Here is a 25,738-nt window from a genome sequence, read left to right on the forward strand (position 1 = left end):
GGTGGTCAGACCCGCGCGGTGTCCCGGCGGAACAGCCGGGCCGCACCGACACCGAAGACCAGCGCCCAGCCGACCAGGTTGACCACCGCCGCCACGCTCACCCCGTCGCCGGTCAGCGGGGCACGGGCCAGCACCCCCATGCCGTACACCGGGGTGAACTTCGCGACCTGCTGGAGCACCTCCGGCAGCACCTCGACCGGGACGAACAGGCCGCCGAACATGGCGAGCACGGCCAGGATCGGGCCGATGAACTGCATGACGTTCTCGGCCGGTACCAGGTAGCCGATGAACAGGCCGAACGCGGCGAAGACAAGTGAGCCGAGCCAGGCGGCGAGCCCGGACAGCAGCCAGACGTACGCGGGGATGCGCACCCCGGCCGCGGCGCCCACCAGGAACTCGACGACGACGGCGAGCAGGCCGAGGGTCATCGCGGTGACCAGCTTCGTCGCCACGTACGCGGTCGGGCGCAACGGGGTGAGCCGCAGCTGACGGCTCCAGCCCAGGGCCCGCTCGGTGGCGACCGCGCCGCCCGCGCTGGTGGTCGCCACCATGGCCGCGTACACGGCCAGGCTGATCATGACGTACGCCGTGACCGGGCGGCCGTTGTCCAGCGACTGCCCGCCCTGGGGCAGACCGAAGATGAGGAAGAAGACGCCCGGCATGATCAGCGTGAAGGCGAGGGTGCGGCGGTTACGCAGCACCCGGCGCAGCTCGATGCGCAGGACGCCCGGGGCGAACCCGCCCAGGGCGGGCAGCCGACGGTCCGGCTCGGCGGCACGGGTGGGGGTCGGGGTGGGGGTGAGCGTCGTCATCTCAGGCTCCGGTGTGCGCGGTGGTCAGGGCGAGGAAGGCGTCCTCGAGGTTGCGGGAGGTGATCTCCACGTCCCGGGCGTCGGTCCGGGTGAGCAGGTACCGGGCGATGGCGTCCGAGTCGCCGGTGCGTACCAGCACGCTGTCGCCGCGTACCTCCACGGCGTCCACGCCGGGCAGCGCGGCCAGCGCGGCCTGGTCGGCACCGGGCAGGGTGGCCCGGACCGTGCGGCCGGCGGCCAGGTTCTTGATCTCCGCGGTGGTGCCGTCGGCGACGATGCGCCCCTGTCGGACCAGCACGATCCGGTCGGCGTACGCGTCGGCCTCGTCCAGGTAGTGGGTGGCGAAGATGACGGTCCGTCCGGCCCGCGCGTCCTGGCGCAGGGCCTGCCAGAAGTCCCGCCGACCCTCGACGTCCATGCCGGTGGTCGGCTCGTCGAGCACCATCAGGTCCGGGTCGGGCAGCAGGGCCAGCGCGAAGCGCAGCCGCTGCTGCTGGCCGCCGGAGCACCGCCCGACCACCCGCCCGGCGATGTCGGCGATGCCGGCCCGCTCCAGCACCTCGGCAGCGGGGCGGGTGTGTCGGTAGAAGTGGGCGGTCAGCTGGACCGTCTCGCCGACGGTGAGGTCCTTGAGTAGCCCACCGGTCTGGAGCACGGCGGCGACCCGGCCCTGGGCCACCGCGTTGTCCGGGGTGCCGCCGAGGATGCGGACGGTGCCCGCGTCCGGGCGGGCCAGCCCGAGCAGCATGTCGATGGTGGTGGTCTTGCCCGCCCCGTTGGGGCCGAGGAACGCCACCACCTCGCCGGGCTGCACCCGCAGGCTCAGCCCGTCGACAGCGGTGACCGCGCCGAAGGTCTTGGTGAGGCCGTTCAACTCGACGGCCGGATGCGTACTGGTCATGGGGTAGATGTTCCGGCGTGGCGTACCCCGATGCCTGGAGCGGCCGTCACGCCCCGGCCATGACATTTGTCAGGGGCCGTGCGGGGCGATCCTGGGACCGGGCGACACGGAGCGTGACCTTCCTGGGCACGCACACCGCGCGGACCGGTATACCTTTGAGTCATATTCATACCTCTGAGTCATAACGCTCCCCAGCACCTGCGCGCCGCAGAGGACATGCCGGCACAGGCATTCCAGGCGCGGCAGCGGGTAACCGCCGGGCCGGACGCCGCGACACCGGGAGGACGCAATGGGTGCCACGCCGCAGGGCCAGGTCGACACGATCGTGTTGATTCACGGACTCTGGATGACCCCACGCAGCTGGGAGGGGTGGGTCGAGCGGTACACCGCGCGGGGCATGCACGTCATCGCCCCGGCCTGGCCCGGCATGGACCGGTCCGTGGAGCAGTTGCGCGACGACCCCGGCCCGATCGCCGAGCAGAGCATGGCCACGATCGTCGCGCACTACGACAAGATCATCCGGGCGCTGCCCCGACCGCCGATCATCATGGGGCACTCGTTCGGCGGTCTGTTCGCGCAGGTCCTCGCCGACCGGGGCCTCGGCGCAGCCGTGGTGGGGGTGCATCCGGCGGCGGTGAAGGGGGTGCTCAAGGTGCCACTGAGTCAGCTGCGCTCCGGCTTCCCGATCCTGCGCAGCCCCGCCAACCGGAGCAGGGCCGTGCCGTTCACGCCTGACGACTTCGCCTACACCTTCGGCAACACGATGAGCCGCGAGGACTCCGACCGGGCCTGGCAGCGCTATGCCGTCCCCGGTGCCGGCCGGGTGTTCTTCGAGGGCGCGTTCGCCAACGTCGACCCGCGCTCACCGGCCCGGGTCGACACCGGACGCGACGACCGGCCGCCGCTGCTGCTGCTGGCCGGCGGGGCGGACCACGTGGTGCCGGCGTCGGTGGTCCGGGCCAACGCGGGGCTCTACCAGAAGTCCCGGGCGCTCACCGCGTACGAGGAGTTTCCCGGTCGAACACACTTCACAGTGGGGCAGGACGGCTGGGAGGAGGTCGCCGACTACGCGCTGGACTGGGCGCTACGCGCGGCGGCCCTGCCCCGGGAGGCGACCATCGCCAGCGAGAGCCCTCGCCGTTGACCATCAGACCATGACAAACGGACAGATTTGCTCAGTACCACGGCTGCCGCATCCAGGTCGGCCAACCGTGCGGCGAGCGTCGCCGTCGCCATGTGTCTCGGCAGGGCCGCAACGAACTTGAGACCGTCAAGCACATCCCAGTTCGGCTCGGGGCGCCGGTACTGGTCGAGCGTCGTCCGCCGCCAAATCCCACGCGGATGCGTCCCGTCCCGCCAGAAGTCGTAGTAGAAGCCGCCCCTACGCCAGCCGGGATAGGGAATCCGCTCCTCGGCGTCGTACACCTGCCGGATCTCGGCCCGCAGGCCGACGAACGCCTCATCGCGCGTCAATGCGGCGACGGCCTCCGCGTTGCGGGCCCACACCCACCCGGAGGCGTCCGCACCTTCAAGGTCCTCCAGCCAGAGGTACGGGTCATCGCTCCGAAGTCAAGGTCATCCACAGCGCACGCACCGCCAAGGACGCGCAGCGCGCCCGGTGGCTGTTGAGCGGCTTCCGCTGGCTGGCAATGCCGACGAGGTCTGGGACCGGGCGGTTGACGTCCAGGTGCAGGCGTTGCACAAGGGCGACCAACCGGCCCTGTCCATGGCGGACCTGCTGATCGCCGCAACCGCCGAACGACACGGAGTCACCGTCCTGCACGACGACAGCGACTTCGACCTGATCACCGCGATCACCCGGCAGCCCACCGCCTGGGTCGTCCCCGCCGGCACCGCCGACTGAGCACCTGTTGGGCAGCGCCGCTCCACGGGTCGAGCAGCAGGCAGTAGTCGGCCTCTTGTCGCCGCTCTTGAAGCTGTCGACGACGGCAGCCCGGTCCCGGGTTCTCCCGTCCAGGTAACTGCAGGTGATCCCGGCCGCAATGCGTGACGAGTCAGGTGCCCTCCGCATGGCCAGACTGGGTGCTTGGGGCAACACCACGGTTCGCCCGCTCGACAACCTCCTCACTGCTCAGCGGACTCTTCGGGTGGTGACTCAGGCAGATCGGTGCCTGCATCTTCACGAACTCACCCCCCGCGACAGCGGCGTAGAACTGACCGGTGGTGAGCCGACCCACGTCGGCGATCGAGCTGCCCTTGGCCCGCGCCATCTCCTGCGCCGCGTCGATCTGGGTCATGCTCGTGAGCAGGCCGAAGAACTGGGTGGCGGCGTTTCCGGGTATCCGGTTGTGCAGGCCCTTTGGCGCCTGGGTGGCGAAGACCAGGCCGAGCCCGTACTTGCGGGCCTGCGACGCCAACGCCAGGGTGCTCTGCGTGCACGCTGTCATCGCGCCGGAGGGGGCGAGCGTCTGCGCCTCGTCCATCACAAAGAGCCCGCCGAGCGGTCGGTCTCCCGCCGGGTTGCGCTTGATCCACGCGAATAGGGCGAGTTGCAGTTGATTGACGAAAGTCTGCCGCTGCTGTTCGTCGGGAAGGCCCAGGAAGCTGATCACCGAGATACGGGCCCGAAATCCGGGCGGTGGGGTGAGTAGCTCACCGGGGTCGACGGCAGTGCCGGTGCCACCGAACAACGGATCGTTGACCATGGCTGCGGTCAGCAGTTGGGCCATCTTCGCCCCGATCTTGACGCCTTCGTCGAGCTGGCTGACACCCTCGGGTAGCGCACCGAGCAGCGCGATGAACTCCCGCAGGTCGCTCGCCCCGGTCCGGGCGTAGCTGGTCAGCGCCTCGCGCAGCACGGCCCGACTCAGTCGCGCCCGGTCCGTCGGCCCGTCGGCGCGGGCGTGCGGGGCGAGTGCGGCCACGGCGGCGTCGACCCCGGCGGCGAAGGCATCCGAATCGTTGAGGATGTCGGCGAACTGCGGCAACGGCTGGAAGCTCAGCGGCCGTCCACCGTGCCAGCGGGGCGTCCACACCACGACGTCGGTATTGGCGAGGTAGTCAGCGGCCAGCCGAGCATCGTCACCACCCCACTTCTCCGGCGGGACCGGCCACGGGTCGCCGAGCCGAGCCAGGTCGTTGTTCGGGTCGAGCACAATGGCCGAGACGCCGCGCAGGGCGCACTCCTCGACTAGCCGCCGGATCAGAACGGTCTTGCCCGATCCCGATCCGGCGAAAATCGCCGTATGTCGCCGGAGCGCCTCCAGGTCAACCGTGACCGACTCGTCGCCGCCGACCACCACGCCGACCGGCACCACGTGCGCCACCGGCTCGGCGTGCGCCACCGGCTCGGCGTGCGCCACCGGCCCGACCGCGCGATCGGCCGGCTCCGCATCGGCGACCACGTCGGCGAGTGCCTGCCGGAGCAGCGCGATTTTTTCCGTCGGACGTCGGCTGGCGAACCAGGGCCGCAATGTCTCCGAGCCGTGCCTGCCGATCAGCTCCCGCAGCGCCATCAGCCTCGCCACGTCCTGCTCGGTGAAAGCCAGCGTGCTGCCGCCGGCCGCGGTGAACGCGGCGATGACTTCCTTGGTCCGGGTGCCGGTCGACCAGCCCCGGGTACGCAGCAGAAAGAGCCGTCGTCTCGACCCCCCCTCGGTCAGGCCGGCGGTCGTGCTCGCGATGCGGATCCGGTTGAGCGCTGCGATGTGGTGCGTTGCGCTGACCGCCCGGAACGACCAGTGCTGTTCGTCCTCGATTTCCTCGTCGAGGGTGAGCCGCAGGCGGGCGTGCAGGGCCGGCTTGCCACCGGCCTGCGGGTCGATGCTGAACCCGTCCCCGGCCGGGCCGCGTTCCCCGATCCACGCGGTGAGCCCGGCCTTCAACAGATCCGGTACGACGAAGTCCTCGGTCTCCTGTCGTAGGGCCGTGCTCGGGTCGGCTCGGTCGGACAGCTCGGCGAATTCCACGTCGAGGCGGGCCAGCTTCGCGAGAGTCGCCGCGTCGGCCCCCGACCCGGAGCTACCGTGCACCGTGGACCGGCCCGAGGTGTCACCGGCGCTCACCCCTCCGGAGAGCAGCTGGGACAGTTCGCGGACCTCGTCGGCGGCGAGGCAACCGCGCACGTGGCGGTCGATGGTGCGCAGCATCTCGCGTGGCGTGAACTGCACCGCGTCCGCGAAGGCCGCCGGCAGCACCGGCCACGTCGGGTACGGCGGGGTGAAGGCGATCTCGTCGAAGCGTGCGGTGAACCGCCGCTCGATGAGCGCCCGGCCCAGCTCTGGAGAGGGGATCTCCCTGAGCCGGACCGCCTCCCGGAACCGGTCCTGGATGGTATCGGTGGCCTGGGACTTGATCTCCGTCCAGGTGTGTGGCAGACAGGCGACCACCGACAGGGTCCGGCGGGTCTCCTCGCGCAGGGCCATCAGCCCGCCGCCGATCTGTTCCAACAGCAGCGAGGTCCGCCAGTGGTCGGACTGGTTCTTCCCGCTGGTGGCATTGACCGACTGGGCGATCAGCAGGTCGATCTGGTCGACCGCGATGACTGTCGGGCCGGTCAGGGCGAGCAGTCGGGAGATCTCCCGAACGATCTCCTGCGCGGACCGTCTGCCGCGCCGGATCCCCCAGGCCGCGCGCTCGCCCGGCTCCTCCTCGTCGTTGGCGCAGAGGAACTCGTATCCCACGTCCTGCACGGCCGATGACTCCGCCGCCTGAAGCACCAGGGCTCGGGCGGTGTTCTGACACTCGACGCCGACCTGTCGGTTGTGCTTGCGGATGAGGTCGACGAAGGCGTCGAGCGCCGCCCGGCTCAGCTCATATTCGCCGATGATGGCGCGGCGGACCGGCCGGGGCGCGTCGACCGTCTCCGCCAGCCTCCGCAGGAAGGACCTGAGCTGGGTCTCACCGTCGACCCCCGGCCGTGCAAGACCGTCCAGGATGGACAACGCGGCGCTGTTCCAGAAGGCGCTTGCCTCCAACAGGCTCACCAGGAAGAAGTAGCCACCCTCGGCCTGCACCCGCTCACGGACGTGACCGAGCAGGTGGGTCTTGCCGGTGCCGCGCTGCCCGAGCAGCGCGACACCGATCGGGCTGGAGTCGACGCTTCGGCCCGCTTCCTCGACCCCGTCCAGGATCAGCTCGACCGCGTGCTCGTGCAGGCCGGCGACATGGAAGGACGGGGGTTGCCACACATCGTCCGGGGTCGGTGCCCAGTTGAACCGAAGCGCCGTGAGTGCGCGCCGCTCGGCCTCGTCCATCACAGGCCGATGGCGAGCAGATGTTTGTGCTGATTACCGATGCTGACCGCGGCGGCCCGCTGTTCGGCCGTCAGGGCCTTCTGGTTCGACTCGGGCACCAGGTGCACGTCGGGGGCGCGATTGAGATCGATGAGGGCGGCGTCGACCTCCGGGCCGGGCACCCCCGCCAGCGCGGCGCGCAACGCGGCCAGCGCGACGTAGTCGCCGGGGCGGGGTGACAGATCGCTGTACGCCGCACGGATGCGCTGCCCCAGGTCGATTGCCTCGGCCACCTGATCCGGCATCGGCTCGGTCGCGACGACCAGCCGTTCGGTCGCCAGCCGGAGCCGGAAGAGGTCCTTGGGCTCGATGCCGGTGTGTTCCAAGAAACGGCGGAAGAACTCAAGCGCGGCGTAAAGGGCCTCGCCAGCCGTGCCTGCCCGCTCGGGCGGCTCGGCGCCGAGTTCCGCGACCGCCCGGTCGTGGCCCTGCTGGGTCAGATCCAAGGACATCGGCCGCCCGGTGACGACGAGGAGCTTCCGGTCGACCAGATCTATGCGCTTTTCCTGCTTCAGGCTGCCGAAGAGCTTGTTTGGCAGGGCATCCGCGTTGATCATCAGCCGGACGAGTACGTAACGCTGCACGGGGGTGAGTCCGTCGTGGGGCATTGTGCTCCTGTAGGTGCGAAAGCCAGCCGCCGGCCACGGCGGGACATCTGCGATGGGTGCCGGAGGGGTTTGCTCGTCGACCGTGTGCGCGCAGGCCACGGTATACCGGGCCGATTCTCTCCATCGAACGAGTGCTACGCAAGGTCCATTTTGGAACGGCAGATACCCGACAGCGACCTCGCCGTCGATTCGCAAAATGCCTGGTCGAAAGCGTTTACGACCACTGTGAGCGGGCGCACCGAGGATTGACCTGTCCGGTCCGCTTGCCAACCAACTCAACCCCCATGCAGCATTGCGCTCATTGCCAGCAGGGCGTTCGCGGTGATCGTCGCCTATTCGATTGCCGGCATTTGTCCTGCCTTCTCTCAAGCCGGAGGTCAGGTGTGTCGTCGGAGGTCGTCCGCTACGAGGTGGACAACAAGACGGTCGCCCAGATCGAGATCGAGCCGATCGCCGGGTTTCAACCAGCCAGTGCCGGTGACGTCGCGGGTCGGGTCAGGGACGCCGCGGAACCCGCGATCCAGGCAGCCCGTGTGTTGCTTGAGCAGGTGAGAGTGTTGACACCCGACGCGGTGCAGGTCAAGTTCGGCGTCAAGGTGACCGGCACCACGAACTGGCTCATCGCCAAGGCTGCCTCCGAAGGCAACTTCGAGATCACCCTCTCCTGGCAACCCGGAATCTCGCCAAACGACGGCAGCACGTTCGACAGTTAGGGGGCCGTCGGGTGACCGCAGCGCCGACCGCCCCCTGGACCGTCGCGATCCACCCCGGTGCACGGGACCACGGGTCGATCGGCGCCGGCTTCGTCATCGACACAAATCTCATCCTTACCTGTGAGCATGTGGCCTTCGTCAAGGGCCAACTCCGCGATGATCTGTGGATTTCCTTTCCTAAGGCGGGCGTTGCCTACTGGGATCGCCGAAAGGTCAGCCAGTGCCTGCACAATGGTCGACCCGAACAGCACCTCGACCTGGTGCTTCTCGAACTCGTTGAGCCCGTGCCCATCTGCGTGGCGGCGGCCCGACTGAGGGTTCTGCCGGCGGAGACACTGGGCAGTAAACCGTGGTGGGCCTACGGCTTTCCGCAGGACGTCGAGGGTGGCCGTCCGGCACACGGCCGCATCGGTGCCGAGGGTGGCTGGGGGCGGGTCCGCCTCACCTCGGAGTCCGAGCCCGGCGTCGCCAAGGGTTTCAGCGGTGCGGCCCTGTGGTCGCCCGACTACGAAGCCGTGGTGGGGATCCTGCTGGAGGCCGACGCGGCCGGCCACGGGCAGGCGTTGACCTTCGCCCACGTCGACGCGCTGATGCCGGAATTGAAGCTGGCCTCGCTCGCCCACTGGCGGGCGCAGGACGCCGACGACGCCGCGCTCGCCGCCTGGGGCTGGACGCTCGCCACCGACGACGAGGCGCGGCGACACTGGCTGCCGAGGGCCCGCGGGGTCGCGGTCGCCACCGAGCGCGGTTCCCGGTTTCGGGGTCGCGAGGTGGCGCTGCGACGGTTGACCGGTTGGCTGGACAACGCCGACCCGGCGGGCCGGCCGATGATCGTCACCGGATCGCCCGGGGTCGGCAAGTCGGCAGTCCTCGGCCGGATCATCAGCACCGCCGATGCGACGATCAGAGCGGCGTTGCCGACGTCGGACTCCGCCTGGCGAGCCACGGTCGGCTCGGTGTCCTGCGCCGTGCACGCCAAGGGCAAGAGCGCGTTGGACGTGGCGACCGAGGTCGCCCGTGCGGCCGGAGTCGGGTTGCCGCAGCGCGTCAGCGACCTTGTGCCGGCGCTGCGGGAACGCCTCGCCCGCCGGCCGACGCGGATCAACGTCCTGGTGGACGCGCTGGACGAGACATCGAGCCCGGAACAGGCCCGCCTGCTGATCGACGAGGTGCTCCTGCCGCTGGCCCGCAGCGCCGACGTCGGCGCCCAGGTCGTCGTCGGCAGCCGACGCTCCGACGACCACGGCGACCTGCTCGGCCGGTTCGGCGACCTCGCCGACCTGATCGACCTCGATACGCCGGAGTTCTTCGCCGAGTCGGATCTGGTCGACTACGCGTGCGCGACTCTCCAGCTTCAGGGCGCCGAACGCCCCGCCAACCCGTATGCGGACGAGATCGTCGCCGCCCCGGTGGCGCGGCGGATCGCCGAGCTCGCGAACGGCAACTTTCTCGTCGCCGGGTTGGTCGCGCGGGCCCGGGCGCTGCGGGACACCTCAGCCATCGACCCCGCCCGGGTGACGTTCAGCGGAACCGTCGCGGACGCCCTGGACAGCTACCTGACCTGGCTGCCCGACGCGGGTTCCGCGCCAGCCCGGCTGGCGCTGACCGCGCTGGCCTACGCCGAGTCGCCCGGACTGCCACTGGCGCTCTGGCAGACCGCTGCGGCGGCGCTCGGCGGCCGGACCACCGAGGCCCAACTGAAGGAGTTCGCCCGAACCTCGGCCGCGAACTTCCTGGTGGAGACGGGCGGTGCGGAACGACCCACGTACCGGCTGTTCCACCAGGCCCTCAACGACGCGTTGCTGGGCGCCCGGGCCGACGTCACCACGCGGGCCGACGACGAATGGCGCCTGTTCCAGGGCTGGTCGGCGATCGGCCGGGAGAGCGACTGGTCGGCGGCGCCCGACTACCTGCTGCGGTCCCTTCCCGGGCACGCCGCCCGTGCCGGGCGCGTCGACGACCTCCTCGGCGACGACAATTATCTGCTGCACGCCCGGCTTGACCGCCTGCTCCGGGTGACCGGCTCGGCGCAGAGTGAAGCCGCCCGCGCCCGGACACACCTGTTGCAACGTACGGCGGCCGCGATCGGCGCGGCACCGGCCGAGCGGGCCGCGCTCTTCTCCGTGGTCGACAAACTCGACGGTCTGCACGCTGACGTCTCGCCGGCCGGAGCGCCCTACCATGCGCGCTGGGCGCGAACCCCACCCCGGCAGGAGCGCGGAGTCTTCGAAAGCCACGCGCAGGGCGTGTACGACGTCTGCCCGATCACGGTGGCCGGTAGCAATCTGCTGGCCTCCGCTGGCGAGGATGGCACAGTACGGTTCTGGGACCCGCTCACCAACCGGTCCGAGAGCCTGTTGAGCTGCCACGACGACTGTGTACGCAGCATCTGCACCGTGCGGGTGGGCGGCGAACTGCTCCTCGCCACCGCCAGCCACGACGGGTCGGTCTGTGTTTGGGATCCGCTCAGCGGCCAGCCGGTGCACAGGTTCGACGGTCATGGTGACTGGGTCCGGGGGGTGTGCGCGGTGCCGCTCCCCGCCGGCGACCTGCTCGCCTCGGTCGGCGACGACCAGACGGTCCGGGTGTGGGATCCGGGCACCGGGACGCTGCGTCACACCCTGACCGGCCACACCGGCTGGGCAACCGCCGTGACGCACCTCCCGCTTGGCGGGCCGGGGGTGCTCGCGTCAGCCGGGTTCGACGGGTCGGTGCGGCTGTGGAACCCGGTGACCGGAGCGGCCCTCGGAACGCTGGTCGGACACACCGGATGGGTGACGGCCCTCTGCCCGGTCCGCGCCGGGGCACGCACGCTGCTCGCGTCGGCGGGCTACGACGGCATCGCACGGCTCTGGGACGCCGCCGGCGGGACGCTGGTGCACGAGTTCACGGTCGGCGTCGGGCCGGTGACCGACCTGTGCACGATAGACACCGGCGGCGTGACGCTGCTCGCCTGCACCGGTGAGGACGGCGTGATCAGGCTCTGGGACGTCGCATCCGCCGTCGAGCAACCGAGCCTGCGGGGCCGCGCCAGCTGGATCCGCGCGGTCTGCGAACTGTCGATGACCGATCGCCAGGTGCTCGCCACCGCCGGGGACGACGGCACGATCCGGCTGTGGAACCCGGACGCCGAACTTCCGGACCGGTCGACCGCCGATGGGCAGGCCGGGCGGGTCACCGCACTCTGCACCGTACCGGTGGGGGACGAACGGTTGGTGGCCTCTACCGGCAACGACGGCAGCGTACGACTCTGGGACCCGACCGACGGTACCCCGCGCGGCGAGCTGCACAGCCGGTTCGGCCCGATCAACGGGCTGACCACCATCGGCACCGACCCGGCGCTGCTGATCACCGGCAGCGACGACGGAAGCATCCGGCTGTGGGACGTCGCGACAACCCCAAAGAAGGTGCTGAACGGACACTCTGGTTCCGTCACCGCGGTCTGTGTGCTCGACGCCGACGACGGGCAGATCGTGGCATCGGCCGGGGACGACAAGATGGTGCGCCTCTGGATGCCGGCGACCGGAGCCCTCCGGGGCAGCCTGCACGGGCACCCGGGATGGCTCACCGCCCTCACCGTCGTCACGCGTCAGGGGCGCCAGTTCCTGGCCTCGGCGGACGACACCGGCACCATGCAGCTCTGGGACAGTGACGGTGCGCCGCTGTGGCAACAGCAGGGTCACCACGACGCGGTACGTGCGCTCTGCGCTGTCACCGTGCACGCCGACACGATGCTCGTCTCGGGCGGGGCGGATGGCACTATCCGGCTGTGGGACCCGGCGGACGGCCGCCCGGTCGCCAGCCTGTCCGGGCACACCGACGCGGTCACCGCGGTCCAACCGATGCCGTACAGGGGCCGGGAGATCGTCGTCTCGACCAGCCTGGACCGCACCGTCCGGCTCTGGGACCCACAGACGCACCGGCTGCTCCGCAGCGTTCCGGTCCGGCACCCCGCACTCACCTGCCACTTCGTCGCGGGCACTCTGGTCGTCGGGCTGGAGCACGGCCTGCTGGCCCTGGCGATCGCCGACCGCCAGGACGCCCAGGGCTCAACCCGTCCTTAGCCCTGGCCAGGCCGGCGTGCCCGGGGTGCCGATTACTCGGCGCCGGGCCAATCAGGCGATACCCGGAGGCGTGAGGTGGCACCGATCACTCCAGCAGGCTCTTGATGTCACTGGCGGTGAGCTGTGCGGAGCCGGACTCGCCACCGTCCAGGACGCTGCTGAAGAGCTCCGCCTTACGGGCCTGCAACGCCATCACCTTCTCCTCAATGGTGTCCTTGGCGACCATCCGGTAGACCATCACGTTGCGGGTCTGGCCGATGGGGTGCGTCCGGTCGACCGCCTGGTTTTCCACGGCCGGGTTCCACCACGGGTCGAGCAGCAGGCAAGCCGCCCAGCTCCACCACGTACTCGAGGAAGTCCGCCGCGGTGACGTCCGACGCCGGCGCGTCTGGCACCTGGCTAACTCAGCCCCAGCCCAGCGAGATGTCCAGGATCTCCAGACCCGGTGGTACCGCCGGAGCGACACGCTTGGGGTCACGGGTGACCAGGTAGCAGCGGTACAGGACGGCGGTCGCCACGGCGTGGGCGACGTCCAGAGGCACGTCGAACCGCGCCGCGATCCGGGCCGCCCGACGACTGGTCGGCGCGTCGTACACCGCGACCTTGATCTCGCGCTCCTCGCCGAGGAGCAGGTCGAGCAGGTGAACCGCTGGCGTGCCAGCCACCTCCAGCTGAGCCTGACCCAGGCAGAGCGCCGGAATCCACACCTCCTGCGCTGGGTCCTCCTCGGCGAGGGTCAGGATCGCCCCCGGCTCGACGCTGGTGCCGGAGGCGTAGGCGAGGAGTGCGGACGTGTCCAGAACAAGACCGTTCACGCCGCGGCCGACCCGTCCTGGTCGAACTGGCGCAGCCATTCGGCGTTGCGGGCGTGCTGTTCGTCGGTGATCGGCGCTCGTGCGGCAAGGTGCGACCGGGTGCGCTCGATGTCCTCGTCGGTCACCACGTAGCCGAGTTGTGCCCAACGGGCGCGAAGGCTGTCGGCACGCATCTTCCGGCGCAGGATCCCGGTGATGAAGCCCGACGTGTTGCCCTGCGTGCGCTCCACGTACGCGGCCACGTCGTCGGGCAGGCTGATGGTGATGCGGCGAGTCATACTTTGACCCTACCCGCTGCATACTCGGACGGGTGTTCCGAGCGCCGCGTGTCATTCTCCGAGCGCATCGCCGCCCGCTCGGGCGCTCGCTCGCACTGGTCCGGCATGTGTCGGCCGGCCGGGGGTAACGGGCAGGGATGAGGGCCAGTTTCCGACTTGGTCGGATCGCGGGGGTGCCGGTCGGTGTCAACTGGAGCGTTCTGGTCATCTTCGCGCTGATCGCGTGGGGTCTGGCCGCCAACCAGTTCCCCCGCTCGTACCCCGACCGCTCGCCCGTGGCGTACACCCTCGCCGGGCTGGCCGCGGCGGTGGTCTTCTTCGTCGGCCTGCTCGCCCACGAGGTGTCGCACGCGGTGATGGCCAAGCGCAACGGGCTGACCGTCGACGGCATCACGCTGTGGCTGTTCGGCGGCGTGGCCGAGCTGCGGGGCGAGCCGCGCGACCCGGGCGCCGAGCTGCGGATCGCGGGGGTCGGCCCTCTGGTCAGCCTGGTGCTCGGGGCGTTCTTCGGCGCGATCGCCGCGCTGCTCGCGCTGGCCGGGCAGGACGGGCTGCTCTTCGGGGCAGTGGCCTGGTTGGCCGGCATCAACGTGCTGCTGGCCATCTTCAACGTGCTGCCGGCCGCACCCCTGGACGGCGGCCGGTTGCTGCGCGCCGCGGTGTGGAAGGCCACCGGTGACCGGACCAGAGCGTCGGTGGTCGCCGCGCGGGCGGGCTGGGTGCTGGGCGTCCTGCTGATCGGCCTGGGGTTGTGGCAGTTCCTGTCCGGGGTCGGTTTCGGTGGGCTCTGGCTGGCCCTGATCGGCTGGTTCCTGATCGGTGCGGCAGGGCAGGAGGAGCGGCAGGCCCGCACCGGCAGCGCCCTGCGCGGGGTCCGGGTGGGTGACGTCATGACGCCGCAACCGCAGACCGCCTCGGCGGAGATGACCGTCGCCGACTTCGTCGACCACTACCTCTTCGCCTATCGGCATTCGGCGCTGCCCCTCACCGAGGAGGGCCGGCCGACCGGCCTGGTCACCGTCGACCGGGTACGCGGCGTGCCGGCCGAACGGCGGGCGTCGACCACGCTGGCCGAGGTGGCCTGCCGGGCCGACCAGTTGGTCCTCGCCCAGCCGGGTGAACAGCTCAACGACCTGCTCCCCCGGCTCAGTGAGTGCGCCGACGGCCGAGCCCTTGTGGTCACGGACGGCCAACTGGTCGGCATCGTCTCGCCCAGCGACATCAGTCGCGCGGTGCAACGCGGCACCCTTGCCACGGCCGGTCAGCGGGGGAAGTAGCGGTCCAGCAGGTCGGTGCGGAACTTGCCGGTCGGGTCGAGCCGGGGCAGCAGGGCGGCGAAGTCGGCGTACCTCGGATAGCGGTCGGCCAGCGCGGCCGGGTCGGTGACGAAGACCTTGCCCCAGTGCGGGCGCGGTGCGAACGGCGCCAGGCGTGCCTCCACGGCCGCCACCACCGGCAGCACGGCCGGGGTGTCGGCGATCCAGGTGAAGTGCACGACGAAGCTGTCCCGTTCGTGGTTCGGGCTGAGCCACAGCTCGTCCGCCGCCACGGTCCGCAGCTCGCAGACCAGCAGCACCGGTGCGATCAGGTGCGCGACCTCGTCCAGCGCGGCGAGCGCGTCGGCCGCCGCCGTACGCGGTACGTGGTACTCGGACTGCAACTCGTCGCCGCTGCTCGGGGTGAAGCCGAGCTTGAAGTGCGGCAGCCGCTCGTGCCACGGGCCCGGCTCGCCGAGCTGCGGGGTGCAGTTCTCCGGCGACATGCCGAGCACCGGGTGCCGGGGCTGGTCGGCGGCGGTGGTGCCGAGCCAGTCCGCCGAGGGCGGCGGCTGGTCGGCCACCTGCTTGCGCCACACCTCGCGCAGCCGGGGCGTACGCCAGTCGGTGAAGACACTCACGCTGTACGCCGAGCCGAGCGCCTCGTCCAACGCCTCCCGGTCGAGGTCGAGCGACACGTACTGGCGCAGCTCGAAGGCCGGCACCACGTCCAGGGTGACCCGGGTGACCAGGCCGAGTGCGCCGAGACCGACCACCATGCCGGCGAACGTGTCCGCGTCGGTCTCGCGGTCGACCCACAGCAGGTCGCCGGCTGCGGTGACCAACTCCAGGCCGGCGACCGCGGTGGCCAGGTTGCCGTGGGTCTGCCCGGAACCGTGGGTGGCGGTGGCCACCGCGCCGGCCACCGAGATGTGGGGCAGCGAGGCGAGGTTGGCCAGCGCGTACCCCTGGGTGTGCAGGTGTCGGGCGAGGTCGCCGTAGCGCATCGCGCCGCTCACCGTGACCTGCCCGCGCTCGTGGTCCACCTCGACCACCGGGGGCAGCCCGGCGAGGGTGACCAGGTCACCGTCGGTGTCGCCGAGGCGGTTGAAGGAGTGCCCGCTGCCCACCGCCCGGATCCGGGTGCTGCCGGCGACCAGTCGGCGCAGTTCGTCGGTGGAGGTCGGGCGGTGGAACGCCCGAGCGGCGTACCGCACGTTGCCGGCCCAGTTGCGGCGCGGAACCTCGGCCGCGGTGGTCGGTGTGCTGTGCTGTCCGTGCGCGATCATGTAGCGGTCTCCCGATCGGTGGACTGGTGGTCGGCCAACGCGGCGACGAGGGCGTCCAGAACCGTATCCGTCTGGAACGTGTGGTAGCCACGCTGGGCGATCGGCAGACCGGCCGCGCTGGCGCGTTCGATCTCACCGCGCGCCGCCTGCCGGGTCGGCGCGTCCCCGGACAGCAGGGCGTCCTGGCCGCGTCGGATCAACCGGTCGACCCGGTCCATCTGGTAGCCACGCAGGCCCACCGGGAGGTCCGGGTCGGCGAATGCGGCTCGGCGCAGCGCCAGCAGGTCGACGAAACGGTCACCGGCGTACTGCGTGAGCGCGGCGGACACCTGGTCGGGCTGCTCGCGGACCTGGTCGAGGACGAGCAACTCGATGGCCGGGCGGCCGTCGAGCGGGTGGCGGGCGGTCACCGGCTCCAGCGGCACCCCCGGCACGGGCACCAGCAGCAGCCGCGGCGGTTTCCGGTAGCCGTCGCGGCGGGGCGGCTCGTCGAGGACGAGCGCGTCGACCTCGGCCCAGCGGATGTCCCGACGCAGGCCGGGCCGTCGAATGGTGAGCCCTTCGGCGCCGATCCCGAACCGGAACGGTCGCAGCGCGCTGACCAGCGCGACAACGCCGAGCGCGACAGCGCCGCCCGCGATGATCGTCCGTAGCAGGGCGCCGTCGCTGGGATAAACCAACAGGAGCACCCCACCGAGTACGCACACCAGAGCCAGCGCACGGGCCCCCCGATTCCGGCGCAGTTCCACGCTCGGACCCCCGTTCATGACCGCGGCGTCGGTTCCAGCATCCTCCGCCAAACCGCCCACCGAGGACACCAGTCGATCGGGCACGGTTGTTCTCGTCATCGCCGGGGAACCCTACGCCCATGAGCAGCTACCGTGATCCGGCCCCACGGGGCGACGTGTTTCCCTCCGAGGAGGAGCTGGACCCGACCGGCAGCGGCGTCGAGCAGGCCAGCGCGCCGTCGGCCAGCGGGATGCCCAGCCATCCGGCGCCCACGCCCGGTCCCCGGCCCACCCCGGCGCCCGCGCCGGCCCCGACGCCGGTGCCCACACCCGGCCCGGCGCCGCGCGCGCCCGGCACCGGGCCACAGTCGATAGTGACCCGGCACCTGGACGGCTCGGTGGAGGTGGTCACCGACCTCGACGGCGACGGCGTCGCCGACGTCGTCCAGATCGACGTCGACGGCGACGGGATACCCGACATCACCTATGTGGACAGTGACCGGGACGGGCGGCTGGACACCGTGCTGGGAGACCCGCACGCGGCCGGGACGGGCGTGGGCGCCCATCGCCGCGCCTGACCGCCGGCAGCAGTCCCGTTGGCTCAGAGCTTCGCCATCACCTCGCTGGCGACCAGTTCGAGGTGCGCCAGGTCGCCGAGGTCCAGCACCTGGAGGTAGAGCCGCTCGCTGCCGATCTCCGCGTACCGGCCGATGGTGTCCAGGACCTCGCCGGGCGTCCCGGCCAGGCCGTTGGCCCGCAACTCGTCCGGCTCACGGCCGATCGCGGCGGCCCGACGCGCCACCTCGGCGTCGTCGCGCCCGCAGCAGAGCACCAGAGCGTTGGACCAGACCAACTCGGCAGGGTCCCGGCCGATCTCCCCGCACGCCGCGCGGACCCGGTCGAACTGCGCAGCGGTGTCCGGCACCGAGGCGAACGGCAGGTTGAACTCGTCGGCGTAGCGGGCGGCCAGCGCGGGGGTGCGCTTCGGGCCCGTCCCGCCGAGCAGGATCGGTGGGCGCGGCTGCTGCACGGGCTTCGGCAGTGCGGGCGAGTCCCGGACCGGGTAGTACCGGCCGGCGTACTCGAACCGCTCCCCCGGCGGCGTGGACCACAGCCCGGTGATCACCGCGAGCTGCTCCTCCAGCCGGTCGAACCGCTCGGCCAGTGGCGGAAACGGGATGCCGTACGCGCTGTGCTCCTCGGCGTACCAGCCGGTGCCGATGCCCAACTCCACGCGACCGCCGCTCATCTGGTCGACCTGCGCCACGGTGATCGCCAGCGGGCCGGGCAGCCGGAAGGTGGCCGCTGTCATCAACGTGCCGAGCCGGATGCGGCTGGTGTCCCGGGCCAGGCCAGCCAGCGTGGTCCACGCGTCGGTGGGGCCGGGCGCGCCGGTCACGTCACCCATCTTGAGGTAGTGGTCGGACCGGAAGAACGCGCCGTAGCCGGCGTCCTCGGCGCAGCGGGCGACAGCGAGCAACTGGTCGTAGCTGGCGCCCTGCTGGGGTTCGGTGAAGATCCGCAGTTCCATGATCCGAGCATAGGGTCCCCCGGTCGGGCCCGGTCGGTGGTCGCGCCGACCGGGCCACCGGCCGCGGACTCAGACGTACGGCGGGGTGGAGTAGGCCGCTCGCAACGCGGCCAGCCCGGTCGCCTTCGGTGTCAGCGTGCCCCACCCGGAGTTGAAGTAGTTGGTCCGGACGATCAGCGGCCCACGCTCGGCGTTGAGCTGGGCGATGGCCTTTGGGACGGTGGCGATCCAGGCGGCCTGGTTGGGGATCTCGGCGACCCGCACCCCCCACTCGGCGATGAGCACCGGACGGGACAGCGCCACCGGGCCGAGGTCGGCCACCGCCCAGTCCTTGGTGCGCCGGAACCGGGCCAGCGCGGTGTGGCTGGCGTTGGTGCCGTAGACGTTCCACTGGAGGAAGTCCAGCCGGGTCATCAGTGACTCCGGGTGGATGCGCTGGAAGCAGGCCCGGTCGAAGCCGGCGGTTCCGACCGAGAAGGTCGTGCCGCCGGGCAGTTTCCGCGTCTTGAACCAGGTGAGCATGTAGTTGAGCGCCTGCACCGCGCGGGCATCGGACTGCGCCCAGGTGTACCCGACACCGCCTTCGGTGGTGCCGAACTCGTGGTCGGTGTCCAGCTCGGACGCGAGTTGGATGTTCACGCCGAAGCCGAGCGTCCGATACTGTGCCAGCGCGCGGGCGAACAACCCGTCACACTGACCGCTGAGCACCTGGCCGTACCCGTACGCCTTCGGCCAGGAGGTGCCGGGGCGCTGCTGGATGGTCATCGACGGCGCGGGCGCGGTGTAGGTGGCGCCGTCCACGGTGAAGCTCTGCGGGCCGGTGTCCGGGGCGCCGTAGTGCTTCAGCTCCAGGACCATGTTCATCTGTATCCCCGCCCTGCCCAGGTTGATCAGCCAGGGCCGGTTGTAGCCGGGGAAGATGTAGCCGTCGGCGAAGCTGCGGTACTGGGTCAGCGAGCGGAAGTTGCCGCCGGCCATGTCGGCGGTCGGGTCGGCACCCCCGGAGAGGTAGTAGCCGCCGAGTATCGGCTGGCCACCCACTGTGTAGTCGGCGCTGGCCGTCGCGGTGTTACCGGCGACGTCGCGCACCTGGACGGTGACGCGGGGCATCACGCCACCGCTCGGTAGACGGCGACCGCGCCGTTGTCGGAAACCCGGTTCCAGGTACGCCCGGAGTTGTCGGTGACGGTCAGGGTGAGCGGGTCGATAACCGCGGTGACCTTGACGGGCGCGCTGCTGTTGCCCTGCGCGTCGGTGACCACGATGGTGACGGTCAACGGCTTGGTGTCGGCGTCGGAGTAGGTGACCGTCAGCAGCATCTGGTCGCCCGGCGAGTAGGTCGGCGCGTTCAGGGTTGCGGTTGCGGTGGGAGCGGCCATGGAGGTGCCTCTCTGAGATAGGTCGCCGGGTCCGGGCGCGCGCTGAGCGACGCCGGACCGACGGACGCACACGGGTGCGAGAGGGAAGGCGGAACACCGGCCCAGGCGACGCGGCCAGGCGGCGGCGTCGGCGGTGATGACGTCCTTGTCCCGGTGAGGACGAACCCGCTGCGGGCGCCCCCAGCGGAGTCGGCACCTGCCCCAACAGTGCCCCGTCCGAGGCGCTGCCGTCTTGTCCGTTGCCCGACAGAGACCCCCGCTGAGCTGCGGAAACGCGAGTCGCCGCTGCTATTCGGGCGCGACACCCCGCACGGCCCAGGCCCGCGCGACGAGGCGGATCGACCCGTCCGGTTCGACCGGAAGCCGGGCCGCCAGCACCTCCCGCAGCGCCTCCCGGGCCGGTTTGGTCAACGTCGTGACGTAGGCCAGCGCCGCGCCCTGTCGGTGCCGGAATTCACTCGAGATGATCGGCGGGGATCGTCTGGAGCAACCACGTCAACGGCATCCGTGCCCGCTCCTCGTAGGTGCCGTCCCCGCCCAGCCGATGCAGGGTGACGGTCTGCGCGCCGTCCCGGTCCACCACCCAGTACTGCGGGATCCCCGCCGACGTGTACTCGCGGACCTTCGTCACCGAGTCCATCGCCTCCGAGCCTGGCGAGACGATCTCCACGACGAGTACGACGTCGCCGACCGCCGCCCAGACGCTGCGGGTCGGCGGCTTGCGCCACACGCTGAGGTCGGGGATGCGACCGCCGTGGCCGTCCGGGCCGGAGATGCGCAGACCGGCCGCCTGAAGCACCTGCTCGGCGGGCCAACCCGCCATGATCAGCCAAGCGAAGAGGCGACTGGCGATCATGGCGTGGTCCGAATCGGGGGGCGGCGTGACCGACAGGACCCCCTCGGGGCTGGTCTCGTAACGGTGGCCGTTCGGGTCGGCGGCGTTCATCGCCGCCACGTCGTCGAGCGTCACGATGGCGGGCATGTGCATGCCGACGGCCTCGGCGCTCATGAGCCTCATCCTAATTGACAGGCGGCACCGCGCCTGCTCGGCTCAGCGACGTCGGCGTGCCGGGTCGAGCAGGGCGGGCGGGGTGTCGGACTTCTCGTGTGCGGCGAGGTCGACGCCGGGTGCCACGATCGCGTCGATCGCGTCGAGCACGTCGGCCGAGAGCACGGTGTCCGCGGCGGCGAGCTGGGCGTGCAGGTGGTCCATGGTGCGGGGGCCGATGATCGCGCTGGTCACGGCGGGGTGCGCGGTGACGAATCCCAACGCAAGCTGGATCATGGTGAGGCCGGCCTGGTCGGCGACCATGGCCAGTTTCTCCACGGCATCGAGCTTGGCGCGGTTGGCGGGGATGGCGGTGTCGAAGCGCTGCGGCATGAAGGCCGACCGGTTGGTGGTGACCTCCTCGCCCGCGCGGATCGCCCCGGACAGCCAGCCCGAGGCGAGCGGGCTCCACGCGAGCACGCCGAGCCCGTACTGCTCGGTCACGGGCAGGACGTGGGTCTCGACCCCGCGCTGCAAAATCGAGTAGCTGGGCTGCTCGGTGACGTAACGGCTCAGGTGGTTTCCCCGGGCGGCCCACTCGGCCTGCACGAGGCGGTACGCGGGGAACGTCGACGAGCCGAAGTAGCGGATCTTGCCCGCTCGCTGGAGGTCGGTCAGGGTCGACAGGGTCTCCTCGTCGCTGGTGTTCGGGTCCCACCTGTGAATCTGGTAGAGATCGACATGGTCGACGCCGAGGCGGCGCAGGCTGTTGTCCAACTCGGTGACCAACCAGCGGCGGGAGCTGCCCCGACGGTTGCGCTCGTCGCCCATGGGCAGGCCGGCCTTGGTGGCCAGCAGGACGTCGTCCCGGCGACCGGCGATGGCCTTGCCGACCAGTTCCTCCGACTCGCCCTGGCCGTACACGTCGGCGGTGTCAATGAGGTTGACTCCCCCGGCCAGGGCTGCGTCGACAATGCTGGTGTTCTCAGCCTGGGTGGTTCCTCCCAGTTTGCCGAAGTTCATCGCGCCCAGCACGAGAGTGCTGACCTGGACCCCGGTGCTGCCCAGAGTGCGGTATCGCATGGCTGTTCCTCCCTGCAAACGAAAGCGTGGCTTGGCACTGGCCCCACCGCCCTGTCATGCTGAACAAGCGGAACCGCGTTCCGCTAACAACAATACGGAACACTGTTCCGCTTGCCAAGTCGAGTGGTGGAGGTAACGACGCGGTGGCCGACAACGACAGCGGAGAAGCGCAGCCCGCCCCGCGCAAGCGAGCCGACGCCCGGCGCAACGAGGCGACTCTGCTGGACGCTGCCGCCTCGGCTTTCGTCACCTCCGGCGTGGACGCGCCCGTGCGCGACATCGCCGCCAGGGCCGGCGTCGGCGTCGGAACGATCTACCGCCACTTCCCGACGCGCGCCGACCTCATCGTCGCCGTCTACCGGCACCAGGTCGAGGCGTGCGCCCAGGCCGGCCCGACCCTGCTGGCCACCAGCAGCACACCGCACGCCGCCCTGACGCAATGGATCGACCTCTTCGTCGACTTCCTGGTCACCAAACACGGTCTCGCCGCGGCGCTACAGTCCGACAACACGGCCTTCGAGTCTCTGCACGCCTACTTCATCGACCGCCTCGTGCCCGTGTGCGCCCAACTGCTCGACGCCGCCGCCACGGCGGCCGACATCCGCCCCGATGTGAACGCCTTCGAGTTGCTGCGGGCTGTCGGCAATCTCTGCATCGGCGCGGGCGACCCCCGCTACGACGCGCGTCGGATGGTCGGCCTCCTCGTCGCGGGACTGCGCCTGCCGTAGGGCCGATGTCCGGCGATACCGTGGTGATCATGAAGGAGTGGGAGCTGCGACCGGCCTCGGTGGCGGACGTCGACGCCGTGGCCGAGTTGCGCGCCGTGGTGCTGCGGGCCGATCTGGAGCGGCTCGGGCGGTACGACGACCAGCGCGTGCGGCAGCGCCTGCGGGACGGCTTCGCCCCGGCGTACACCTGGGTTGTCGAGGTGGGCGGCACGTTCGCCGGCTGCGTGGCGCTGCGCCCGGCGGACGACGCCCACTGGTTGGAGCACTTCTACCTGTCCCCGCAGGTGCAGGGCGGCGGCATCGGCACGGCCGTGCTGCGCGAGTTGCTGGACCGGTGCGACCGCGACGGCACCCTGGTCCGGCTGAACGTGTTGCAGGGCAGTCCGGCCCGGCGGCTCTACGAACGGCACGGATTCGTGCTCACGGCCGAGGACCCGGTGGACGTGTTCATGGTGCGCGCACCGACCCTCGCGATGTCAACGTATCGTTGACCACTGTGACGTCGGAGCTGGCGCAGTTGGCGGACGTCCAGGTTGCCCGTGCCCGCCTGGACGAGCAGGAGTTGGACCTGATTGACCGGGCGCGGCACGGCGGCGCGACGTGGTCGCAGGTGGCGCAGGCGTTGGGCCTCGGCAGCCGGCAGGCCGCCGAGCAGCGCCGACAGCGTCTGGTGGCGGCGCGGAGGTCCCGGCAGCAGCACCGCGACCTCCGCTACCCGGCACAGATCGCGGCACTGCGTGCCGCCGTGGCCGATCTCGGGCGGTGGATCGCCACGGACCGGCGGTGGAACGAGCGATTCGGCCGAGCGGCGCTCGTGCGCAGCACTGTGGACGCGGCCCTGGACGCCGCCCCGGGGTCGCTGTACGCGCTGGCCCCGCATCTCGTCGCTGACCTCGCCGACGCGGACGACCGTCTGCCGGCACCCGCCCGAGCCGCCGCAGCGACGATCGACGCCGCCTTGTCAATGCCACGTTGACGCCGGTCGGCAGCATTGCGCGGGCAAGCCTCAAGGAAAAAGATATGAGTCGCCCCGGCTCAACCTGGAGGACTCATGCGGCGCAACGCGGGACTGTTCGTGGCGATCTCACTGCTGTCCGGCTTCGGCAGCAGCGCCATGTCCCTGGTGGCCGGCATCTGGACCCTGGACCTGACCGGCTCCACCGGCCTCGCGGCCCTCACCGGGCTGTGCGTGTACGCCCCGGTGCTCGCCGGCCCGTGGCTGGGCTGCCTGCTCGACCGGGCACCCCGACGACCGCTGGTCATCGCGGTCAACCTCGGGTTGGCCGCCGCCCTGCTGGCCCTCTTCGCGGTACGCGGGCCGGGGCAGACGTGGCTCATCTTCGCCGTCTCATCCGTCTACGGCGTCAGCTACGTGCTTATCGACGCGGGCGAGACGGCGCTGCTGCCGTCCGCGCTGTCACCCACCGAGCTCGGCGACGTCAACGGGTGGCGGTCAAGCGCACAGGAGGGCATGAAGCTCGTCGCTCCGCTGGCCGGAGCGGGCCTCTACGCCTGGCACGGTGGCCACGCGGTCGTCGTGCTCAGCGCGGCCACGCCGGTCCTGGTCGCCATCCTGTACGCGACGGTGCGCCTCAACCGGACGCCACAGGTCCAGCCGACGCCGCGACACCGGAGCCTGCGTACCGGATTATTGGTCCTGTTCGGACAGCGGACGACGGGCGTGCCGGTCGTGCTCGCCGCCGTGTCGATTGCCATGTCCGGCTTCACGACCGCGGCGATCTACACGATCGTGACCACCGACCTCCGCCTCCCGACGACGTTCCTGGGCGTGCTGACCAGCGCACAGGGCGCCGGTTCCATCATCGGCGGCCTGATCGTCGGCAGGCTCCTGGCCAGCCGGGGCCCGAGTGCTGTCGGCGTCGCCGGGACTGTGCTGTTCGCTGTCGGTTGCCTGGCCCGTGGCCTGCCGTGGTGGCCGGTCACGGTCGCCGGCGCGGTGGTCGCCGGCGTCGGCCTGCCCTGGACCCTGGTCGCGGCGGTGACTGCCGTGCAGACGCACACGCCGTCGGCGCTGCTGGGCCGAGTTTCCGCGACGGCGAACACCGCGATGTTCGGCCCACTCGTGCTGGCCATCCCGCTCGGCTCGGTGGCCGTCCACCTCGGCGGTCGCCCACCGCTCGTCGCCGCTGTCGTGATCTGCCTGACGGCGGTGGCCGCCACGCTCCACCGTCCGCTGACGACGACTCGGCGGGCACCCGGGCTTGATCACTCCGGCTAGGCTCCGCCGGGTGCAGACCGGAGGCTGGTAGCGGTTTTCCACGGGTGAGGTCGACCGGCGGGCGGGCGTGGTTAACTATCGAGCCATGCCGCTCAGTCCGGACGAGGTCGAGCTCTTCGAACGCGCCAGGGCTCGCCTGGGGGCGATCGCCTACCGCCTGCTGGGCTCGGCGAGTGACGCCGAGGACGCGGTCCAGGACACGTTCCTGCGCTGGCAGGCCGCCGACCGGCAGCGGGTCGAGACGCCCGAGGCCTGGCTGACGAAGGCGCTCACCAACGTGTGCCTCAACCAGCTCACCTCGGCGCGGGCCCGACGCGAGACCTACGTGGGCACCTGGCTGCCCGAACCGGTGCTGGCCGGGGATCGGATGCTCGGCCCACTCGACACCGCCGAGCAGCGCGAGTCGGTCTCGATGGCGGTGCTCACCCTGCTGGAGCGGCTGTCGGCCAAGGAGCGCGCGGTCTACGTGCTCCGCGAAGCCTTCGGGTACGCGCACGGGGAGATCGCCGACATTCTCGGCGTCAGCGAGTCGAACTGCCAGCAGATCTACCGGCGGGCCAAGCAACACGTCGCCGGCGACCGACCCCGCGCGGAGGTCGACGGCGCCACCGCGCGCAGGATCGTCGAGGAGTTCCTCGCCGCCGCCGCGAACGGCGAGACCGAGCGGCTGGTCACCCTCCTCACCGACGACGTGACGAGCATCGGCGACGGCGGCGGCAAGATCCCGGCCCGGACCACACCGGTGGTCGGCGCGTCGGCGGTGGCCAGGTTCCTGCGTGGCCTGTTCGCGCCCAGCACCGCCAAGCGGGACCTCGTGGGCGGCAGCCCCGCCCTCTACGCCGAGGTCGTCAACGGCGGTCCGGCGCTGGTGGTCGTGCTCGACGATCAGGTCGTCGGGGTCATGTCGGTGAAGGTGACGTCCGACGGCGTCGCGGCCCTGCACACCCAGGTCAATCCCGACAAGCTCGTACGCGCCACCCGGCACTGGTCCGCATCCGCGCACGGGGAGCCCCTGCTGCGCGTCTGGTGACCCAGCTCTCAGCCGACTCCTGTCAGGAATCGGGTCGCTGT

General features: G+C 71.0%; 26 protein-coding genes and 1 pseudogene. 11 read left to right on the forward strand and 16 right to left on the reverse strand.

Going from position 1 to position 25,738, the window contains the following annotated elements:
* Positions 1–5 precede the first annotated feature (5 nt).
* Complete coding sequence (locus tag ABZU25_RS05605; protein WP_355028120.1) at positions 6–812, reverse strand: ABC transporter permease; 807 nt, start codon at positions 810–812, stop codon at positions 6–8.
* A 1-nt stretch (position 813) separates the two neighbouring features.
* Positions 814–1,713: an ABC transporter ATP-binding protein gene (locus ABZU25_RS05610; protein WP_355028121.1), complete on the reverse strand. Its 900-nt coding sequence runs from the start codon at positions 1,711–1,713 to the stop codon at positions 814–816.
* Positions 1,714–2,002: 289 nt separating this feature from the next.
* On the opposite strand from ABZU25_RS05610, the gene ABZU25_RS05615 reads away from it, so the two are divergent.
* The gene (locus tag ABZU25_RS05615; RefSeq protein ID WP_355028122.1) at positions 2,003–2,857 is read left to right on the forward strand and encodes an alpha/beta fold hydrolase; all 855 of its coding nucleotides are present in this window, start codon (positions 2,003–2,005) and stop codon (positions 2,855–2,857) included.
* On the opposite strand, the pseudogene ABZU25_RS05620 reads toward ABZU25_RS05615, so the two are convergent.
* Positions 2,779–3,261 (reverse strand): annotated as a pseudogene (locus ABZU25_RS05620) (hypothetical protein); the annotation flags it as partial. The gene ABZU25_RS05615 and the pseudogene ABZU25_RS05620 overlap by 79 nt on opposite strands.
* 70 nt (positions 3,262–3,331) lie before the next feature.
* Between ABZU25_RS05620 and ABZU25_RS05625 the strand changes: the two are divergent.
* A complete protein-coding gene (locus tag ABZU25_RS05625) occupies positions 3,332–3,577 on the forward strand; it encodes a PIN domain-containing protein (RefSeq protein WP_355028123.1) in 246 nt (81 codons plus the stop codon).
* Between the two features lie 151 nt (positions 3,578–3,728).
* Here ABZU25_RS05625 and ABZU25_RS05630 read toward each other — a convergent pair whose 3' ends face one another.
* Both ABZU25_RS05630 and ABZU25_RS05635 read right to left on the reverse strand, forming a co-directional pair.
* Positions 3,729–6,929 (reverse strand): DUF87 domain-containing protein, encoded by a 3,201-nt coding sequence (locus ABZU25_RS05630; RefSeq protein WP_355028124.1) that lies wholly within the window; start codon positions 6,927–6,929, stop codon positions 3,729–3,731.
* Entirely contained in the window at positions 6,929–7,576 is a 648-nt protein-coding gene (locus tag ABZU25_RS05635; RefSeq protein ID WP_355028125.1) for a hypothetical protein, read from the reverse strand. Before ABZU25_RS05635 ends, ABZU25_RS05630 begins: the two co-directional genes overlap by 1 nt.
* Positions 7,577–7,959: 383 nt before the next feature.
* On the opposite strand from ABZU25_RS05635, the gene ABZU25_RS05640 reads away from it, so the two are divergent.
* Together ABZU25_RS05640 and ABZU25_RS05645 are read left to right on the forward strand one after the other, a co-directional pair.
* Entirely contained in the window at positions 7,960–8,289 is a 330-nt protein-coding gene (locus tag ABZU25_RS05640) for a CU044_2847 family protein (protein ID WP_355028126.1), read from the forward strand.
* An 11-nt stretch (positions 8,290–8,300) separates the two neighbouring features.
* The gene (locus ABZU25_RS05645) at positions 8,301–12,353 is read left to right on the forward strand and encodes a WD40 repeat domain-containing protein (protein WP_355028127.1); all 4,053 of its coding nucleotides are present in this window, start codon (positions 8,301–8,303) and stop codon (positions 12,351–12,353) included.
* An 85-nt stretch (positions 12,354–12,438) separates the two neighbouring features.
* Here the strand turns inward: ABZU25_RS05645 and ABZU25_RS05650 are convergent, their stop codons facing one another.
* From ABZU25_RS05650 to ABZU25_RS05660, 3 genes are all read right to left on the reverse strand, one after another.
* Positions 12,439–12,645 (reverse strand): DEAD/DEAH box helicase, encoded by a 207-nt coding sequence (locus tag ABZU25_RS05650; RefSeq protein WP_355028128.1) that lies wholly within the window; start codon positions 12,643–12,645, stop codon positions 12,439–12,441.
* A 112-nt stretch (positions 12,646–12,757) separates the two neighbouring features.
* On the reverse strand, positions 12,758–13,168 hold the full coding sequence (locus ABZU25_RS05655) for a PIN domain-containing protein (RefSeq protein WP_355028129.1): 411 nt from the start codon (positions 13,166–13,168) through the stop codon (positions 12,758–12,760).
* On the reverse strand, positions 13,165–13,446 hold the full coding sequence (locus ABZU25_RS05660; protein WP_210783943.1) for a hypothetical protein: 282 nt from the start codon (positions 13,444–13,446) through the stop codon (positions 13,165–13,167). Before ABZU25_RS05660 ends, ABZU25_RS05655 begins: the two co-directional genes overlap by 4 nt.
* Positions 13,447–13,583: 137 nt before the next feature.
* Here ABZU25_RS05660 and ABZU25_RS05665 point away from each other — a divergent pair, with 137 nt between their 5' ends.
* Entirely contained in the window at positions 13,584–14,723 is a 1,140-nt protein-coding gene (locus tag ABZU25_RS05665; RefSeq protein ID WP_355028130.1) for a site-2 protease family protein, read from the forward strand.
* Here the strand turns inward: ABZU25_RS05665 and ABZU25_RS05670 are convergent.
* Positions 14,708–15,991, reverse strand: a complete 1,284-nt coding sequence (locus tag ABZU25_RS05670; protein ID WP_355028131.1) for an FAD-binding protein — start codon at positions 15,989–15,991, stop codon at positions 14,708–14,710. The genes ABZU25_RS05665 and ABZU25_RS05670 overlap by 16 nt on opposite strands.
* Positions 15,988–16,839: a hypothetical protein gene (locus ABZU25_RS05675; RefSeq protein WP_355028132.1), complete on the reverse strand. Its 852-nt coding sequence runs from the start codon at positions 16,837–16,839 to the stop codon at positions 15,988–15,990. The genes ABZU25_RS05670 and ABZU25_RS05675 overlap by 4 nt, the downstream gene beginning before the upstream one ends.
* Positions 16,840–16,859: 20 nt before the next feature.
* On the opposite strand from ABZU25_RS05675, the gene ABZU25_RS05680 reads away from it, so the two are divergent.
* On the forward strand, positions 16,860–17,297 hold the full coding sequence (locus tag ABZU25_RS05680; protein ID WP_355028133.1) for a hypothetical protein: 438 nt from the start codon (positions 16,860–16,862) through the stop codon (positions 17,295–17,297).
* A gap of 23 nt (positions 17,298–17,320) precedes the next feature.
* Here the strand turns inward: ABZU25_RS05680 and ABZU25_RS05685 are convergent, their stop codons facing one another.
* From ABZU25_RS05685 to ABZU25_RS05710, 6 genes are all read right to left on the reverse strand, one after another.
* Entirely contained in the window at positions 17,321–18,250 is a 930-nt protein-coding gene (locus ABZU25_RS05685; RefSeq protein ID WP_355028134.1) for an LLM class F420-dependent oxidoreductase, read from the reverse strand.
* 69 nt (positions 18,251–18,319) lie between these two features.
* Positions 18,320–19,360, reverse strand: a complete 1,041-nt coding sequence (locus ABZU25_RS05690) for a hypothetical protein (protein WP_355028135.1) — start codon at positions 19,358–19,360, stop codon at positions 18,320–18,322.
* Positions 19,360–19,629 (reverse strand): hypothetical protein, encoded by a 270-nt coding sequence (locus ABZU25_RS05695; protein WP_355028136.1) that lies wholly within the window; start codon positions 19,627–19,629, stop codon positions 19,360–19,362. Before ABZU25_RS05695 ends, ABZU25_RS05690 begins: the two co-directional genes overlap by 1 nt.
* Before the next feature lie 288 nt (positions 19,630–19,917).
* Positions 19,918–20,040 carry a hypothetical protein gene (locus ABZU25_RS05700; protein ID WP_355028137.1) on the reverse strand — a complete coding sequence of 41 codons (123 nt, stop codon included), beginning with the start codon at positions 20,038–20,040 and terminating at the stop codon, positions 19,918–19,920.
* Between the two features lie 43 nt (positions 20,041–20,083).
* Positions 20,084–20,638 carry a Uma2 family endonuclease gene (locus ABZU25_RS05705; protein ID WP_355028138.1) on the reverse strand — a complete coding sequence of 185 codons (555 nt, stop codon included), beginning with the start codon at positions 20,636–20,638 and terminating at the stop codon, positions 20,084–20,086.
* Between the two features lie 42 nt (positions 20,639–20,680).
* Complete coding sequence (locus tag ABZU25_RS05710; RefSeq protein ID WP_355028139.1) at positions 20,681–21,700, reverse strand: aldo/keto reductase; 1,020 nt, start codon at positions 21,698–21,700, stop codon at positions 20,681–20,683.
* A gap of 143 nt (positions 21,701–21,843) precedes the next feature.
* On the opposite strand from ABZU25_RS05710, the gene ABZU25_RS05715 reads away from it, so the two are divergent.
* The 5 genes from ABZU25_RS05715 to ABZU25_RS05735 all read left to right on the forward strand — a co-directional run bounded on the left by ABZU25_RS05715 (position 21,844) and on the right by ABZU25_RS05735 (position 25,697).
* Complete coding sequence (locus tag ABZU25_RS05715; protein WP_355028140.1) at positions 21,844–22,428, forward strand: helix-turn-helix domain-containing protein; 585 nt, start codon at positions 21,844–21,846, stop codon at positions 22,426–22,428.
* Positions 22,429–22,433: 5 nt separating this feature from the next.
* On the forward strand, positions 22,434–22,919 hold the full coding sequence (locus ABZU25_RS05720) for a GNAT family N-acetyltransferase (protein WP_355028141.1): 486 nt from the start codon (positions 22,434–22,436) through the stop codon (positions 22,917–22,919).
* A 5-nt stretch (positions 22,920–22,924) separates the two neighbouring features.
* A complete protein-coding gene (locus ABZU25_RS05725; protein ID WP_355028142.1) occupies positions 22,925–23,404 on the forward strand; it encodes a hypothetical protein in 480 nt (159 codons plus the stop codon).
* Between the two features lie 75 nt (positions 23,405–23,479).
* Complete coding sequence (locus ABZU25_RS05730; RefSeq protein ID WP_355028143.1) at positions 23,480–24,667, forward strand: MFS transporter; 1,188 nt, start codon at positions 23,480–23,482, stop codon at positions 24,665–24,667.
* A gap of 85 nt (positions 24,668–24,752) precedes the next feature.
* Positions 24,753–25,697 carry an RNA polymerase sigma-70 factor gene (locus tag ABZU25_RS05735; RefSeq protein ID WP_355028144.1) on the forward strand — a complete coding sequence of 315 codons (945 nt, stop codon included), beginning with the start codon at positions 24,753–24,755 and terminating at the stop codon, positions 25,695–25,697.
* Positions 25,698–25,738 lie beyond the last annotated feature (41 nt).

Origin of the sequence: Micromonospora sp. NPDC005215 (genome assembly GCF_040607915.1) — a bacterium.
In the GTDB taxonomy this organism is placed as follows: Bacteria; Actinomycetota; Actinomycetes; order Mycobacteriales; family Micromonosporaceae; genus Micromonospora.